Origin of the sequence: Mesorhizobium sp. C372A, from assembly GCF_030323245.1 — a bacterium.
In the GTDB taxonomy this organism is placed as follows: domain Bacteria; phylum Pseudomonadota; class Alphaproteobacteria; order Rhizobiales; family Rhizobiaceae; genus Mesorhizobium.
In genome coordinates this window covers 2,120,258-2,134,941 of record NZ_CP100475.1, presented here as the reverse complement: position 1 = coordinate 2,134,941, position 14,684 = coordinate 2,120,258, and the positions used below count along the sequence as shown (strand labels likewise).

Annotated in this window: 15 protein-coding genes and 1 riboswitch; of the genes, 8 read left to right on the top strand and 7 right to left on the bottom strand. The window is 63.2% G+C overall.

The window, feature by feature from the left end; all coding sequences use genetic code 11:
- The first annotated feature begins 56 nt into the window (after window positions 1-56).
- The 3 genes from NLY42_RS10055 (at window position 57) to NLY42_RS10045 (ending at window position 2,043) form a co-directional block, all read left to right on the top strand.
- A complete protein-coding gene (locus NLY42_RS10055; protein WP_023748301.1) occupies window positions 57-443 on the top strand; it encodes an RNA-binding S4 domain-containing protein in 387 nt (128 codons plus the stop codon).
- A gap of 253 nt (window positions 444-696) precedes the next feature.
- Complete coding sequence (gene fdxA, locus NLY42_RS10050) at window positions 697-1,035, top strand: ferredoxin FdxA (RefSeq protein ID WP_013529180.1); 339 nt, start codon at window positions 697-699, stop codon at window positions 1,033-1,035.
- A 426-nt stretch (window positions 1,036-1,461) separates the two neighbouring features.
- On the top strand, window positions 1,462-2,043 hold the full coding sequence (locus NLY42_RS10045; RefSeq protein ID WP_023673664.1) for a CarD family transcriptional regulator: 582 nt from the start codon (window positions 1,462-1,464) through the stop codon (window positions 2,041-2,043).
- Window positions 2,044-2,239: 196 nt separating this feature from the next.
- Here the strand turns inward: NLY42_RS10045 and NLY42_RS10040 are convergent, their stop codons facing one another.
- From NLY42_RS10040 to NLY42_RS10030, 3 genes are all read right to left on the bottom strand, one after another.
- Window positions 2,240-3,007, bottom strand: a complete 768-nt coding sequence (locus NLY42_RS10040; protein ID WP_023673665.1) for an amino acid ABC transporter ATP-binding protein — start codon at window positions 3,005-3,007, stop codon at window positions 2,240-2,242.
- Window positions 3,004-3,684 (bottom strand): amino acid ABC transporter permease, encoded by a 681-nt coding sequence (locus NLY42_RS10035; protein ID WP_023754105.1) that lies wholly within the window; start codon window positions 3,682-3,684, stop codon window positions 3,004-3,006. The genes NLY42_RS10040 and NLY42_RS10035 overlap by 4 nt, the downstream gene beginning before the upstream one ends.
- Window positions 3,685-3,821: 137 nt before the next feature.
- Window positions 3,822-4,595 carry an amino acid ABC transporter substrate-binding protein gene (locus NLY42_RS10030; protein WP_023673667.1) on the bottom strand — a complete coding sequence of 258 codons (774 nt, stop codon included), beginning with the start codon at window positions 4,593-4,595 and terminating at the stop codon, window positions 3,822-3,824.
- A gap of 397 nt (window positions 4,596-4,992) precedes the next feature.
- On the opposite strand from NLY42_RS10030, the gene NLY42_RS10025 reads away from it, so the two are divergent.
- Window positions 4,993-5,850 carry an RNA polymerase factor sigma-32 gene (locus NLY42_RS10025; RefSeq protein WP_023685806.1) on the top strand — a complete coding sequence of 286 codons (858 nt, stop codon included), beginning with the start codon at window positions 4,993-4,995 and terminating at the stop codon, window positions 5,848-5,850.
- A 92-nt stretch (window positions 5,851-5,942) separates the two neighbouring features.
- On the opposite strand, the gene NLY42_RS10020 is transcribed toward NLY42_RS10025, so the two are convergent.
- From NLY42_RS10020 to thiB, 4 genes are all read right to left on the bottom strand, one after another.
- Window positions 5,943-7,349, bottom strand: a complete 1,407-nt coding sequence (locus tag NLY42_RS10020; protein WP_245260137.1) for a M48 family metalloprotease — start codon at window positions 7,347-7,349, stop codon at window positions 5,943-5,945.
- Between the two features lie 330 nt (window positions 7,350-7,679).
- Window positions 7,680-8,444 (bottom strand): thiamine ABC transporter ATP-binding protein, encoded by a 765-nt coding sequence (thiQ, locus tag NLY42_RS10015; protein WP_027050812.1) that lies wholly within the window; start codon window positions 8,442-8,444, stop codon window positions 7,680-7,682.
- Window positions 8,441-10,039: a thiamine/thiamine pyrophosphate ABC transporter permease gene (gene thiP, locus NLY42_RS10010; RefSeq protein ID WP_023754102.1), complete on the bottom strand. Its 1,599-nt coding sequence runs from the start codon at window positions 10,037-10,039 to the stop codon at window positions 8,441-8,443. Before thiP ends, thiQ begins: the two co-directional genes overlap by 4 nt.
- 219 nt (window positions 10,040-10,258) lie before the next feature.
- The gene (thiB, locus tag NLY42_RS10005) at window positions 10,259-11,266 is read right to left on the bottom strand and encodes a thiamine ABC transporter substrate binding subunit (protein ID WP_023754101.1); all 1,008 of its coding nucleotides are present in this window, start codon (window positions 11,264-11,266) and stop codon (window positions 10,259-10,261) included.
- Between the two features lie 43 nt (window positions 11,267-11,309).
- Window positions 11,310-11,424, bottom strand: a riboswitch (TPP riboswitch).
- 162 nt (window positions 11,425-11,586) lie between these two features.
- Here thiB and NLY42_RS10000 point away from each other — a divergent pair.
- From NLY42_RS10000 to NLY42_RS09985, 4 genes are read left to right on the top strand one after another with little or no spacing between them, the layout of a single operon-like run.
- Window positions 11,587-12,246 (top strand): thiamine diphosphokinase, encoded by a 660-nt coding sequence (locus NLY42_RS10000; RefSeq protein ID WP_023737031.1) that lies wholly within the window; start codon window positions 11,587-11,589, stop codon window positions 12,244-12,246.
- 1 nt (window position 12,247) lies between these two features.
- Window positions 12,248-14,068 (top strand): ABC-F family ATP-binding cassette domain-containing protein, encoded by a 1,821-nt coding sequence (locus NLY42_RS09995; RefSeq protein ID WP_023737032.1) that lies wholly within the window; start codon window positions 12,248-12,250, stop codon window positions 14,066-14,068.
- 55 nt (window positions 14,069-14,123) lie between these two features.
- The gene (locus NLY42_RS09990; protein ID WP_023693600.1) at window positions 14,124-14,366 is read left to right on the top strand and encodes a type II toxin-antitoxin system CcdA family antitoxin; all 243 of its coding nucleotides are present in this window, start codon (window positions 14,124-14,126) and stop codon (window positions 14,364-14,366) included.
- Entirely contained in the window at window positions 14,366-14,665 is a 300-nt protein-coding gene (locus tag NLY42_RS09985; RefSeq protein WP_023673676.1) for a CcdB family protein, read from the top strand. Before NLY42_RS09990 ends, NLY42_RS09985 begins: the two co-directional genes overlap by 1 nt.
- Window positions 14,666-14,684 lie beyond the last annotated feature (19 nt).

Below are 14,684 nucleotides of genomic sequence, written 5' to 3'. Positions count from 1 at the left end.
AAAGTGGAACCGGTTTTCGGACAAGATCATGCTCCAACAAGAGATAACTCGCTGCGATGGTTGCTGAAGGTCGTCAGCGCATCGACAAGTGGCTGTTCTTTTCGCGCGCGATAAAATCGCGCTCGCTGGCGGCCAAGCTGGTCGTCGCCGGACGCGTCCGCATCAACAGCGACAAAGCAGCGCAGGCCTCCGATCTGGTCAAGCCTGGCGACGTTTTGACCATTACGCACGAGCGCCGCATCTTCGTTTGGAAGGTGCTTGGCACCGGCGTGCGGCGCGGTCCGGCCGAGGAAGCGCGCACGCTCTACGAGGACATGTCCCCGCCGCCGGTCCCAAAAGGCGAGGCTGTTGCCGATGCCATTCCGGCGCTGCGCGACGCCGGCAGCGGCCGGCCGACCAAGAAAGAGCGCAGGCAAACCGACCGGCTGTTCGGCGAAGACTGAAGCCTTGGCTGTCTGCGCCATGCCGGCGGTCTGGAATTTCATTCCGGACACGCGGGCCCCGCCTGCAATGGCTGCCCTTGCAAGCGGCAGGCAAAGGCGTTACCTCACCAAAAAAGCCGCCGCATCGGCCCGAAAATCGGAAATCGATTTTTCGGAAGGCACGATGCGCAGATTCAAAGTGTCAGAGCGTACTTTATGCGTCCAAGTGGACGCACGTCGCTCTAGCAAGAACGGGACGTCCCGGAGCCGACCAATGACCTATGTCGTGACCGACAACTGCATCAAATGCAAGTACATGGACTGCATCGAGGTCTGTCCGGTCGACTGCTTCTACGAGGGCGAGAACATGCTTGTCATACATCCCGACGAGTGCATCGACTGCGGCGTCTGCGAACCGGAATGCCCGGCCGATGCAATCAAGCCCGACACCGAGCCGGGCCTCGACAAATGGCTGCAGGTCAACACCGAATACGCCGAGAAATGGCCCAACATCACCGCCAAGAAGGAGCCTCCGGCAGATGCCAAGAGCTTCGACGGCGAAGCCGGCAAGTTCGAGAAATATTTCTCCGCCGAGCCCGGCGAAGGCGACTGAGCACATGACGCTGGAATCGGAATCGATTTCGGAAAGGGTGATGCGCAAAGCAAAAAAGTGCGGCCTATTGGATCGTCATAACGCTGCGTAACGCGCATCATACATTAACTGCCTTGACAGGCGGCGATGGCGCTCGACCTTCGCGTTTGCAGCAAAACCTTGATTCTTCCGACTTTTTGTGCTACACCAGTTGAAACATGCCGGTGACACAACGTCGATTTATGGCGCAAGCGCCCCAAATCACTGAAAGGTGAAATCCCCAATCGGACCAGAGCGATCTGGGCCAGGCAGTCGCTATGTATGCGGTTTGCCGGTCCCGGCTTTTTCCGATGGGTTCATCTGTTGTGCGGCTAACGATCGGTGTCCCCGGTCGCATGCGTTCGGACCGGCAGGCCGCCGGTGCCACAACAAGGAGTTCAGGGCGTAATGGCAACGATCACCCCGCAGAAGAAGTCCACCTCGGCACGCCACGGTTTCAAGACCGGCGAGTACATCGTCTATCCGGCACACGGCGTCGGCCAGATCGTCTCGATCGACGAGCAGGAAGTTGCGGGCCACAAGCTGGAACTGTTCGTCATCGACTTCCAGAAGGACAAGATGCGCCTGAAGGTTCCGGTCGCCAAGGCGACCTCCATCGGCATGCGCAAGCTGTCGGAAGAGGATTATGTCGAGCGCGCGCTGAAGGTCGTGCAGGGCCGCGCCCGCGTCAAGCGCACCATGTGGTCGCGCCGTGCGCAGGAATATGATGCCAAGATCAATTCGGGCGACCTGATCTCGATCTCGGAAGTCGTGCGCGACCTCTACCGTGCCGACAACCAGCCGGAACAGTCCTATTCCGAGCGTCAGCTCTATGAGGCGGCACTCGACCGCATGGCGCGCGAGATCGCGGCAGTCAACCGCATGTCGGAAACCGAAGCCGTGCGCCTGATCGAGGTCAACCTCAACAAGGGCCCGAAGCGCGGCGCCAAGGCCGACAATGAGGAAGCCGAGCAGGAAGAAGCTGCCTGATCGCTTTCACCGTCGAAATCATGAAAAACCCGGCCTTGTGCCGGGTTTTTGTTTTTACCCCCTTGTGGGGTTCCAAGGACGGGCGAGACCCGTGGCTCGCCCAGGCAGGGTCGCTGCGAAGCAGCGAGGATGGGGACGACACCAGACCGCACCCGGACCTTCCGTCCGACCTCCCCACAAGGGGAACGTAGAAGGCTCAGCCGCCGGCTTCCTTCTCCGCCTCCTGCTTCAGCGTCGCAATAAAACGCTTGGTCCGTTCCCGCTCCGGATTGCTGAACACCACGGTGGACGGCCCCTTCTCGACGACGACACCAGCATCGAGGAACACCACCTCCTGCGCGATCTTGGAGGCAAGGCGAAGGTCGTGCGTGGCCATCACCATGGTGGTGCCTTCGCTGGCGAGTTTTCCGAGCACGTCGACCACTTCCTGCGCCAGTTCCGGATCGAGCGCCGAGGTCGGCTCGTCGCAAAGCAGAACCTTGGGCGACGGCGCCAGGGCGCGGGCGATGGCCACACGCTGCTGCTGGCCGCCCGACAGCGTTGCCGGCCAATCGTCCGCCTTGTGCGCCATGCCGACCTTCTCGAGCAGCGCCAGTGCCCGCTCGCGCGCCTTTGCCGTCGGCCATTTGAGCACCGTCACCAGGCCTTCCATGACGTTCTCGATCGCGGTGCGATGCGGGAACAGCTGGAAGTTCTGGAACACCATGCCGGTCTGCAGCCGCAGGCGCTGGATGTCGCGGCTGGGGATCTTGATGCCGGGACGGAATTCCAGCGTCTCGTCGCCGATGCGCACCATGCCCGAGGTCGGGATCTCCAACAGGTTGATGCAGCGCAGCAGAGTGCTCTTGCCACCGCCGGAGGGACCGACAAGCGCGGTGACGCTGCCTTCGGCAATGGTGACCGTCACGCCCTTCAGCACCAGATTGTCGCCGAAGCGCTTTTCGATATCGGTGAGGCCGATCATGAGCGCGCCTCCAGGAAGCCGCCATAGCGGTTGAGCCGCTCCTCCAGCCGCGTCTGCAAGGCCGAAAGCACCGAGCTCATCGCCAGATAAAGGATCGCCGCCTCGACATAGAGGATCAGCGGTTCATAGGTGGTGGCGACGATGCGCTGCGCCGCCTGGAACATCTCCGGCACGGTGATGGCGGCGGCCAGCGACGTATCCTTGACCAGCGAGATGAAGGTGTTGGACAGCGGCGGCACGGCGACGCGGCCGGCTTGCGGCAGGATGGTGCGCCGCATCGCCTGGCTCCAGGTCATGCCGGTCGAATAGGCCGCTTCCCACTGGCCCTTCGGCACCGAGCCGATCACGGCGCGGATAATTTCCGAACTGTAGGCGCCTATGTTGAGGGTGAAGCCAATCAGCGCCGCCGGAAAAGCATCCAGCAATATGCCGACCGAAGGCAGGCCGTAAAAGATCAGGAACAGCTGCACCAGAAGCGGCGTGCCGCGAAAGATCCAGACATAGAAGCGGACCACGGCAACCAGAGGCTTGGGGCCGAACAGCCGCACCAGGGCGACAACCAGGCCGACGAACAGGCCGAGTGCGAACGATAGCAATGTCAGCGGTACGGTGAAGATCAACGCCGCCCACAGCAGTGTCGGCAACGAGTCCAGCATCAGGTGTAGCCAGTGCGGCACGAACGGCTCCTCCCTCACAGACCGCCGCGGTGACGGCAGTGCGATTGTGTGCTTCTCATATCATGCGAATAACGGCGAGCCGTCAAAGACGGCCCGCCGCTATTTGTCATTGCCGGCAAACCGCCGGGAGATGGTCTTTACTGCGAGACATCCTGGCCGAAATAGGTATCGGCGATCTTCTTGTAGGTGCCGTCGGCCTTGATGTCGGCCAGCGCCTTGTTGATCGCCGCGACCAGCTCCGGATCACCCTTGCGCACGATGACGCCGGAATAGTCGGCGTTCTCTTCCTGCGCGGCGATCTTCACATTGGCGTCCGGCTTGTGCTTCTTGAAGTCGAGGAAAGACAGGCTGTCATTGATGGTGGCGTCGGCGCGGCCGGTGAGCAGCAGCTGGATCGACTGGTCGAAGCCGTCGGTGCCGACAAGTTCGGCGCCGTTGGTCTCGGCGAGCTTGCCGAAATTCGATGTCAACGACTGTGCCGACTTCTTGCCCTTGAGGTCGGCGAAGGTCTTGATGTCGGTGTTGTCGCCGCGCACGATCAGCACGGCCTTGGAGGCGATGTAAGGATCGGAGAAATCGTACTTGGCCTTGCGCGCGTCGGTGATGCCGACCTCGTTGATCACGGCGTCGTAGCGGTTGGCGTCGAGGCCGGCGATCAGCCCGTCCCATTTGCCTTCGAGGAACTCGACCTTGACGCCGAGCTTGTCGCCGATCGCCTTGGCGATCTCGACGTCGAAGCCGACCAGCGCGCCGGAAGCATCATGATAGGTGAAGGGCGCATAGGTGCCTTCGGTGCCGACCTTGAGTGTGCCGGCCTGCTTGATCTGGTCGAGATTGGCGCCGGCGTGGCCTGATGTAACAGCCAGAACCTGCAGCGTTCCGGCGATGATGAGCGAATTGAGCCATTTCATTTCTATGTGATCCCGTCCTTGGCCGGTGTCCGGCGCTTGTGAGAGCCGGAAACTGACAGATACAGCGCAGCAAAATAAGGAACCAGATTTCAAAAAAACGGCGATCCAGAAATCAGATTCTCAAAGCAGCTCCGATCGGTGCCAATAGTCCCGATCTGCGGTGTCGATGCGCCCTGTCGGACCGCACAAAACAACCGCCCTCGGCGGCGGAACCAATCCCCGGTATGGCACGTTCATGGCTTGTTGTAGGGCGCCGCGTTTCCATTTCAAGAACCCTTGGCTGCGCTAGGCCCGAAGCAATTCCAGGAAAGTGGGAAAGCGGTTTCCTTCGGAATTGCGTCAAACAGAGATAACGGCCGCCAGGCCGTCCGAAAATGTCCGGGAGCAGGAGCGCGGCATGATCGAAGACACGGCAGGACGGACCATGGTCCGCACGGCAATGAAAGCCCCCTACCTCGAGCGCGATGAGGAACATGTTCTCGCCTTGCGCTGGAAGGAGGACCAGGATCAGCAGGCGCTGCATCAGATCACCGTCGCCCATATGCGGCTGGTCATCTCCATGGCTTCGAAGTTCCGACATTACGGCCTGCCGCTCGGAGATCTGGTCCAAGAGGGCCATGTCGGGCTGCTGGAAGCAGCCGCGCGTTTCGAGCCGGAGCGCGAGGTGCGCTTCTCGACCTATGCGACATGGTGGATCCGCGCTTCGATGCAGGACTATATCCTGCGCAACTGGTCGATCGTTCGCGGCGGCACCTCTTCGGCGCAAAAGGCGCTGTTCTTCAACCTGCGGCGCCTGCGCGCCCGTCTTGCCAATGGCGCCGAGCCGATCTCCAACGCCACGCTCTACCGCGAAGTCTCGGTAGCCCTAGGCGTCTCCGAGGCCGATGTCGCGAAGATGGATTCCAGGCTTTCAGCACCTGACTCTTCGCTCAACGCACCGCTCGCCGACGAAGCTGGCACCACCGAGCGGATGGACTTCCTGATTTCGGACGATCCATTGCCTGACGAGGTCGCCGGCGACACCATCGACGTCGAACGGCGCCTGATGTGGCTGAAGACGGCGCTCCGCGCGCTCAATGCCCGCGAACTCAGGATCATCGAGGAGCGCCGGCTGAGCGACGAAGGTGCGACGCTTGAGGCGCTTGGCGAGACGCTCGGCATTTCCAAGGAGCGTGTCCGGCAGATCGAGGCCCGCGCCATGGAAAAGCTCAAGCTCGCGCTGGTGAAGCAGAATCCGGAGTTCATGGCGGCCTGAGATTGCCAGGAACGGGGTACCCCGAGTTATCTCAGAAAAGTTATCTCAGAAAAAAGCACTACGAAGGCTGGGGTTTCTGACGAAGACCGGCGCTATCTGTCCGTGACGATCTTGACCTTGTCGCCGGCCGAAACCGAGGCGCCCGGCGACATCGCGTTGAGCACGCGGAACAGATCGAGCTTGCGGTCGACGCCGACCATCTGCGCCGAAAGTGTGCCCATCGTCTGCCCGGCCTGTACCGTGACGACGCGGATATGCAGCGGCTTCAGTGCCGCCTTCTCGGCGGGGCTGAGCACGCGGAACGAACCGCTGACCGAGCGTGCCACCGGATCGAGTGTCGTGCTGGCCGAGGGGGCCGCTGTCAAAAGCCGGTAGACCTGACCGCCGGCGCGGATCACCGCAATGTCGAACTGCCAGCCATCGGCGCCGGCGTGCGCGGTCGCCGCCTGGTTGCCGTCGATCGTCTCCTGGCGCACACTGGTCTCGTCGAGACCGGCCACCCAGCCGCTTCTGATGTAGTCGGTCAGCGCACGATCCTTGTCGATCGACACACCGTCGAAGCGGATCGCCATGTCGCCGGGACCGGTCGCCGTCACCGCCGCCGCCGAATTGTCGATGATGAAGCCGTCGGGCACCGTGAACGAAACGCCGAGGCCCGGATGCAGGAAGGTCTGGCCGCGCACATAGCCCTCTTCCGGCGTGTCGCCATAGAGCAGGCCGTCTATCCCGGCCAGGAAGGAATCGCGGTCGCGGGTGCCGATGCCCGGCGCGCCGAACTGGCGGGCGTGGCGCTGCGCCAGATCAATTCGCTGCGGCGTGTTGGGGTGCGTGGCCAGGAAGTCGAGGCTGGCGTCGGTGGCGCCGCTGATCGAGCGGAAATCGGTGTAGGCCGACATCGACTGCAGGAAACGCCCGGCGGCATAGGGATCGTAACCCGCCTCGCCGATCGACTTGATGCCGATGGCGTCTGCCTCCAGCTCCTGGTTGCGCGAGAACTGCGCCAGCCTCAGCTTGCCGCGGATCAATGCCTGCTTGGCGGTCGGGCTGTCGCCCAGCACATCGGAGACCACCTTGGTCGCCAGGCCTTCCTCGGCCTCGAGCTGCTGTCGCTGCAGACCGTGATTGGCGGTGACGTGGCCCATCTCATGCGCGATGACGGCGGCGAGTTCGGCCGAATCATTGGCCAGCGCCAGCAGGCCGCGGGTGACGTAGAGATAGCCACCCGGCAGCGCGAAAGCGTTGACGTTGGGCGAATTGAGGATGGTGATGCGATAGGTCTGGGTCGGATTGGCCGACACCACGGTCAGGCTGCCGACAACCTTGGCCACCATGCGCTCGAGCTTGGGATCGGAATATTCGCCGCCATAGGTGGCAAGGATGCGCGGATGTTGCGCCTTCGCCAGTTCGGCAAGCTTGCTGTTGGCGGCGACATTGTCGACCGTGATCGGCTTGTCGGAAGGCTGGAAGCCGGATTCCTGCACTTCGGGAGGCGTGAACATCTGGCAGCTGGCCAGCGCCACGGCAAGGCCGGCCAGCACGAGGAAGCGCACCAGCGGTCTGCGTTTCAAAGTGTCAGTGCCGGTCGGCAGCACGGCGTTCCTTCAGCTCTCGGCGCATGATTTGGACCGGGGTCCGCGCCAGCGAAAAATCGGTTTTCGTTGGCAATCCTGCACACATCAAAAAACCTACAGCGTTTACGCATCCGGCCGGGTGCGGCGCTGTAGGGGCAAATCACGGCTCGTGCCGGACCAGTACTAAGCGGACCTAGCCACATCGACTGGACCATGGCAAGCAAGCGCCACATCACCTGTAGCCGGTTTGGTCGTAAATTATGTCCGCTTCCGGGCAATATCGCGTGATCCGCCCGAACTTGCGCCGATATAGCGCCGAAACGCTTCAGGGCCAGTGCCGTCGAAAAAATCGGCGGCAGGTCCCGTCGCGGCAACCCTGCCATTGTCCAGAAAAACCATCTGCTCGCCGATACGGCGAGCGTCTTCCGGCTGATGCGTGACGAACAGCACCGTCATCGCCCGCTCGGCATGAACGCCGGCCACCAGGTCGAGCATGTCGTCGCGCAGCGCTGGCCCGAGCGAAGCGAACGGCTCGTCGAGCAGCAGCACCGGCCGGTCGCGCACCAGAACGCGGGCGAGCGCCACGCGCTGCCTTTCGCCGCCGGAGAGTTCGCGCGGCAGGCGCATTTCCTTGCCGGCCAGGCCGACGCGGTCAAGCGCCTCGGCGATTGCGGCGCGATCGGCGTCGGTCAGGTTGAGCGATGGCGAGCGGCCGAGCCCGACATTCCTCTCCACCGAGAGATGAGCAAACAGATTGTTTTCCTGGAATACCATCGACACCGGCCGCACCGAAGGCGGCTCGGCGCCGACATCGGCGCCGCCGATCAGCACACGACCGGACTCTGGCGTCTCGAAACCAGCCACCAGATTGAGCAAGGTCGATTTGCCCGAACCACTTGCCCCCATGATGGCGGTGATCTTCGATGTATCGAATTCGACATCGAACAGGAATGACGTTTCGCCATAGCTGAACGAGACCGTGTCCAGCCGGACAGTCGTGCCTTTCTCCACAGCGGACGTCACGATCTCTCTCCCCGTCCCAGCCAGTCTGCCGCGACCACCAATGCAAGGCAGACCGCCCCGAGCAGCAAAGCCAGCCCGGCAGCATCGGCCGTGCGATAGCTGCCCATGCGCGCCAGCAGGAGATAGGGCAAGGTCTGCACCGAATCGCTGCCGAACAGCGCGATGACGCCGAGATCGCCGAGCGACAGCGCCATGGCGAAGGCAAAGCCGGTGGCCAGCGGCCGCCGGAGCGACGGCCAGTCGACCAGAAGCAGCCGGTTCCAGCCCGCAATCCCGAGCTGCGCGCACAGCCTCTCATGGCGCTCGCTCGCCGCATCATAGGCCGGGCGCATCGCGCGGATGGCAAAGGGCATCGCCATCACCGCATTGACGGTGACGACCATGACCGGCGCGATGGCAAAGACATCGCTGACCGTGCGCAGCAGGAGAAACCAGCCGGCGCCGATGACGACGGGCGGCACGACGAGGACGAAGCCGGCGCCGGTGTCGGTGGCATGCTCGAGCAATGAACGGGCACTGGACCGGCGGCGCAGCGACAATGCCCGACGCGCCATGATCAGCGACAGCGACAGCGCCACCGAAAGTAGCGCCGCCGAGAAGGCGAGACCGGCGCTGGTCAGCGTCGCCTGACGCACGGCACTCTCGCCCGCCAGCCGGCCGAGATCGGCGTCGAGGCCGGACGCGACGGTGGCCGCCATTGGTCCGGCGACGAACAGCAAGGCGAGCACGATCAGGACGGCGTTGAACGCTGTTTCTGCTTTGCCGGCCAAGTGATAGCGGCGCGGCGCGACAGGCAAATTGGCGTCGCCGGTCACATTGGCGCCGAGCCGCGTCAGCGCCAGCATGACGGCAAAAGTCAGCGCGATCTGCAGCACCGTCAGCGTCACCGCTCGCGCCGGATCGAAGTCGAAACGCAGCGCCTGATAGATGGCGACTTCCAGCGTCGTCGCCGCCGGCCCGCCGCCGAGGATCAGCACGATGGTGAAGGAGGTGATGCAAAGCATGAAGACAAGCCCGGCGACGCCCGGCAGCGCGGCGCGCAGCACCGGCCACTCGATCAGCCGGAAGGCTGGCCTCGCCCCCATGCCGAGCTGGCTCGCCAGCCGCCATTGATCGGCCGGCACCGTTCCCAGCGCTTCGAGGAACAGCCGGGTGGCCAGCGGCAGGTTGAAGAAGACGTGGGCGACGAGGATGCCCGGCAGCCCATAGATGTCGGGCCAGCTCTGGCCACCGATCGCGGCGAAATAACCGGCGCGGCCATAGAGCGCCAGTATGCCCAGCGCTGCGACAATCGCCGGCAAGGCAAGGGGCACAGTAAACAGCTGCAGGATGAAGCCGCGTCCGAAGAAGCGCGGATGCCGCGACAGCGCCCGGGCGACGAACAGCGCCGGTACGGCGGAAAGCAGCATCGAGAGCGCAGCCTGCCAGAGCGTGAAGCGGACAACGCGCAGGAGATAGAGGTCAAAGGCGGACGCGGCGCCGGAAAGGTCGTGCGCGCCTTCGCGGATAAGGCCGGCGAAGGCGCCACCGATCAGCAGCGCGATTGCCGCAAGCGCGACAATGCCGGCCGTGATGCGGGGGTCAGAGCGTTGCACTCTTTACCGGGCGTCGCGTTCCTTCGCGCCCCCCTCTGTCCTGCCGGACATCTCCCCCACGAGGGGGAGATTGGCGGTTTTAGCGCTCCGCTCATTCCTGCAGCTTCGGAGATTGGCGAAAGTCAACGTAAAGGCCAATCTCCCCCCTCGTGGGGGAGATGTCCGGCAGGACAGAGGGGGGCGCCGTAGAGCACTCATCTTTTGACTATACAGCCAAATCTACTTGCTCATCACCGCCAGCCATTCATCCACCCAGGCCTTGCGATTTGCCGCGACCTCTTCCGGGCTGAACAGCAAGGTCTTCGCCGGCTTGACCAGCCTATCAAAAGCCGGATTGAGCGGCTTGTCGGTTTTCCCGGCCGGGAACATCCAGTTGGTCTCCGGAATGACATCCTGGAATTTCGGCCCGGTCATGAAGGCCAGGAACTTCGCCGCCAGCGGGTTCTTCGCGCCCGTGGTGGTGATGCCGGCGACCTCGACCTGCAGATACTCGCCTTCCTCGAACGAGGCCGCCTGGTAGCGCCCGGTGTTCTCGGCCACCATGTGGTAGGCCGGCGACGTCGTATAGGAAAGCACCATCGGCGCCTCGCCCTTGGAGAACAGGCCATAGGCCTCGCTCCAGCCCGGCGTCACCGTCAGCACTTTGCCCTTGAGTTTCGCCCAGGCTTCCGGCGCCTTGTCGCCATAGACCGACTTGACCCACAGCAGCAGGCCGAGGCCCGGCGTCGACGTCCTCGGATCCTGGATGACGATCTTGTCGGCGGCATCGCCCTCGACCAGTTCCTTCAGGCTCTTCGGCGGGCTCTTCAGCTTTTCGGTGTCGTAGACGACGGCGAAATAACCATAATCGTAGGGCACGAAAGTGTCGTCGCTCCAGCCGCCCGGCACGTTGTTTTCAGCCACCGCGCCATGTGGGACAAACAGGCCGGAAGCCTTGGCTTCCGCGGTGAGGTTGGTGTCGAGACCAAGCACGATATCGGCCTTGGTCGAGGCACCTTCGAGCTTGACGCGGTTGAGAAGTGCGACGCCGTCGGCGACCGAGACGAAGTCGACGCTGCAGCCACACTCGGCCTCGAATTCCTTCTTCACCTGGGGGCCTGGACCCCAGTCGGCAGTGAAACTCTCATAGGTATAGATCGTGAGTTTTTCCTGCGCGCACGCAGGGCTTGCCAGTAGCGAAACAGCAAGCCCCAGCGCTGGGACAAGACGGGACAAAAAAATGCGCATCGGCGCCTCCTTCATTCGTGTTGAAAGGAATTGAGGCGTCGGGCTGTCCGAAGCGTCTAATCCCTCCGCCGGTACAAACCGGATCAGGTTCAGCGGGTTGGCGAGACTGCCTCTCAGCCGGTCCGCGAAGATCGCGTCCGGCACCCCGTTAGAGCGTTTCGACACATAGGCCCGGCCAAGGTGCCACGCAAGCGGAAGTTTGCCCGAGCATGATCCCGGAAAGTGGAATCCGTTTCCGGAAAAAGATCATGCTCCAACAAAGAGTGACGGTGCCGCTCGGCCTTCCGTTTCGTCGGCGGGGCTGGTAAGGGCCAGCGGATATGAGCACATTCACCATCTTGCTTGGCGGCGATCTCGTCCGCACGCCGCGGCTCGACCGCCAGGTCGCGGGCACGCGCGTCATCGCCGCCGACGCCGGCATCGGTCATGCCCGCCTGATCGGCCTGATGCCGGAGCTGTGGGTCGGCGATTTCGATTCTGTGCCGGCGGACCTGCCTGCCGATCTCGCCGCCGTGCCGCGGGAGGTGTTTCCTCCCGAAAAGGACAAGACCGATGGCGAACTGGCGATCGCGGCGGCATTGGAACGCGGCGCCACCAGCCTGGTGCTGGCCGGCGCTTTCGGCGGCAAGCGCGCCGACCACGCCTTCCTCCATCTGGCGCTCAGCCTGCGGCTGGCCGAGGCCGGCACAAAAGTGCTGTTGACCAGCGGAGCGCAGGAAGGCGCCCCTCTGCTGCATGGCAAGGCCGGCTTCGACTATGCCGACGGAACGCTGTTTTCGGTGCTCGGCTTTTCCGATCTTTCGGGCCTCACCGTGTCCGGCGCGAAGTGGCCGCTCGACCATGTCGAGGTCTTGTTCGGCTCGTCGCTGACCATCTCGAACGAGGTCAAGTCCAACACGACCGGGGGCGGCCTCGAAATCGCGCTCGGCCATGGCCGCGCGCTGCTGCTCGCCCACCCCTACCCCTTGCCTGAAAGCTGACATGGCCCCGCCCCTTCTCAACCTCGACGGCATAAGACTGACCTTTGGCGGCACGCCGCTGCTCGATGGCGCCGAACTGACGGCGTCCGCCGGTGACAAGATCGCGCTCGTCGGCCGCAACGGCTCCGGCAAGTCGACGCTCCTGAAGATTGCTGCTGGTCTGATCGAGCCGCAAGACGGCGAGGTCTTCCGCCAGCCTTCGTCAACGGTGCGCTATCTCCCGCAAATGCCCGACATGGACGGCTTTGCCAATGTGCGCGCCTATGTCGAGGCGGGGCTTGGGCCTGCCGACGATCCCTACCGCGCCACATATCTGATGGAGCATCTCGGCCTCGCCGGCACGGAGAACCCCAACGATCTCTCCGGCGGCGAGGCGCGCCGCGCAGCACTTGCCCGCGTCATGGCGCCCGAACCCGATATTCTGCTGCTTGATGAGCCGACGAACCATCTCGATTTGTCGGTCATCGAATGGCTGGAAGAAGAGCTTGTCCGGACGTCTTCGGCGCTGATCGTCATCTCGCACGACCGTCGCTTCCTCGAACGCGTCTCGCGCGCCACTGTCTGGCTCGACCGTGGCCAGACCCGCCGCCTCGACAAGGGCTTTGGCCATTTCGAGGAATGGCGCGACCTTGTGCTGGAAGAGGAAGAGCGCGAACAGCACAAGCTCGGCCGCCAGATCGTGCGCGAGGAGCATTGGCTGCGCTATGGCGTGACGGCTCGCCGCAAACGCAACATGCGCCGCCTGGGCGAACTGCAGACCATGCGCCAGCGTTTTCGCGGCCATCGCGGCGCCGAGGGCTCGGCGACCATGGTGGCCAGCGACGCCGCCGAATCCGGCAAGCTGGTGATCGAGGCCAAGAACATCGAGAAGAGTTTTGGCGACCTGACCGTGGTCAAGGGCTTCTCGACCCGCATCCAGCGCGGCGATCGCGTCGGCCTTGTCGGGCCGAACGGCGCCGGCAAGACGACGCTGTTGAAGATGCTCACCGGCGAGATGAAGCCCGATGCCGGCTCGGTGCGGCTCGGCACCAATCTGGAAATCGCCACGCTCGACCAGAAGCGCGAGGCGGTCGATCCGGCCGAGACCCTGGCGCAGTATCTCACGGACGGGCGCGGCGAAAACCTCGTCATCAATGGCGAGCAGCGCCATGTCGTGTCCTACATGAAGGATTTCCTGTTCAAGCCGGAACAGGCGCGCACCCCGGTGCGCGAGCTGTCCGGCGGCGAACGGGCGCGGCTGCTCCTGGCGCGTGTTCTGGCGCGGCCGGCCAACCTTCTGGTGCTCGACGAGCCGACCAACGATCTCGACATGGAGACGCTGGAACTGTTGCAGGAACTTGTCGCCGGCTTTGCCGGCACGGTCATCCTGGTCAGCCACGACCGCGACTTCCTCGACCGCACCGTCACCAGCATCATCGCCCCGGACGGAGGCGGCCGCTGGATCGAATATGCCGGTGGCTATTCCGACATGCTGGCGCAGCGCGGCGGCACCCGGCTCGACGACCGCAAGGCGCGCGCCAAGGCCGAAGCCAGCGATGCGCCGGCGCCGGGCAAGAGCGAGCCGGCAGCGCCAAAAGGGCCGTCGAAGAAACTGTCGTTCAAGCAGAAATTCGCCCTGGAATCGCTGCCCAAGAAGATCGAGGCGGTAATGGCCTCGATCTCGCGTTTGGAAAACAACATCGCCGATCCCGCCTATTACGAGCGCGACCCGGCCTCGTTCCAAAAGACCATCGCCGCCCTCGACAAGGAACGCGCCACGCTGGCCGCACTCGAGGAAGAGTGGCTGGAACTGGAAATGCTGCGTGAGGAGATGGAGGGGTAGCATTGCCTGCGGTCTTTTATGCGCGTATATTGTGCGCATGAAAGGAGGCATCTCCGTGCTTCAATCGACGCCAAAAACTCAGCGGACCTCTGTCAACACGTCCATTGACTCTCAGTTGATCAAGGACGCCAAAGCGTTGGGCATCAACATCTCCCGCGCTGCCGAAGCAGGGATCGCGAAAGCGATTGCGGCGGAGAAAACGCGTCGATGGCAAGAAGAAAACAGGGAAGCCATCGAAAGCTCCAACGAATATGTCCGAAAGAACGGACTGCCATTGGCTAAACACCGGCCGTTCTGATGGCGCGTTACGATTTCTATCGGAGTACCGAGAGCGACGGTTATCTTCTCGACGTGCAGTCAGATATGCTTGAAGGGCTGAGCACGAGGGTGGTCGTTCCTTTGATGCCGCCCGAGATTGCCCCGCTTCCTGGCCGCCGCCTGAACCCGACCTTCGCTATAAACGGCAAAGATCTTGTGATGGTCACACAGTTTGTGTCGGCCTTCAGCGCGTCCGAATTGCGGATGCCAGAGGGAAACCTTTCTAGACATCACGACGACATCGTCGCCGCCCTCGACATGCTGTTCCAGGGCTTCTGAGCGAAGGCAGCCGCTACTG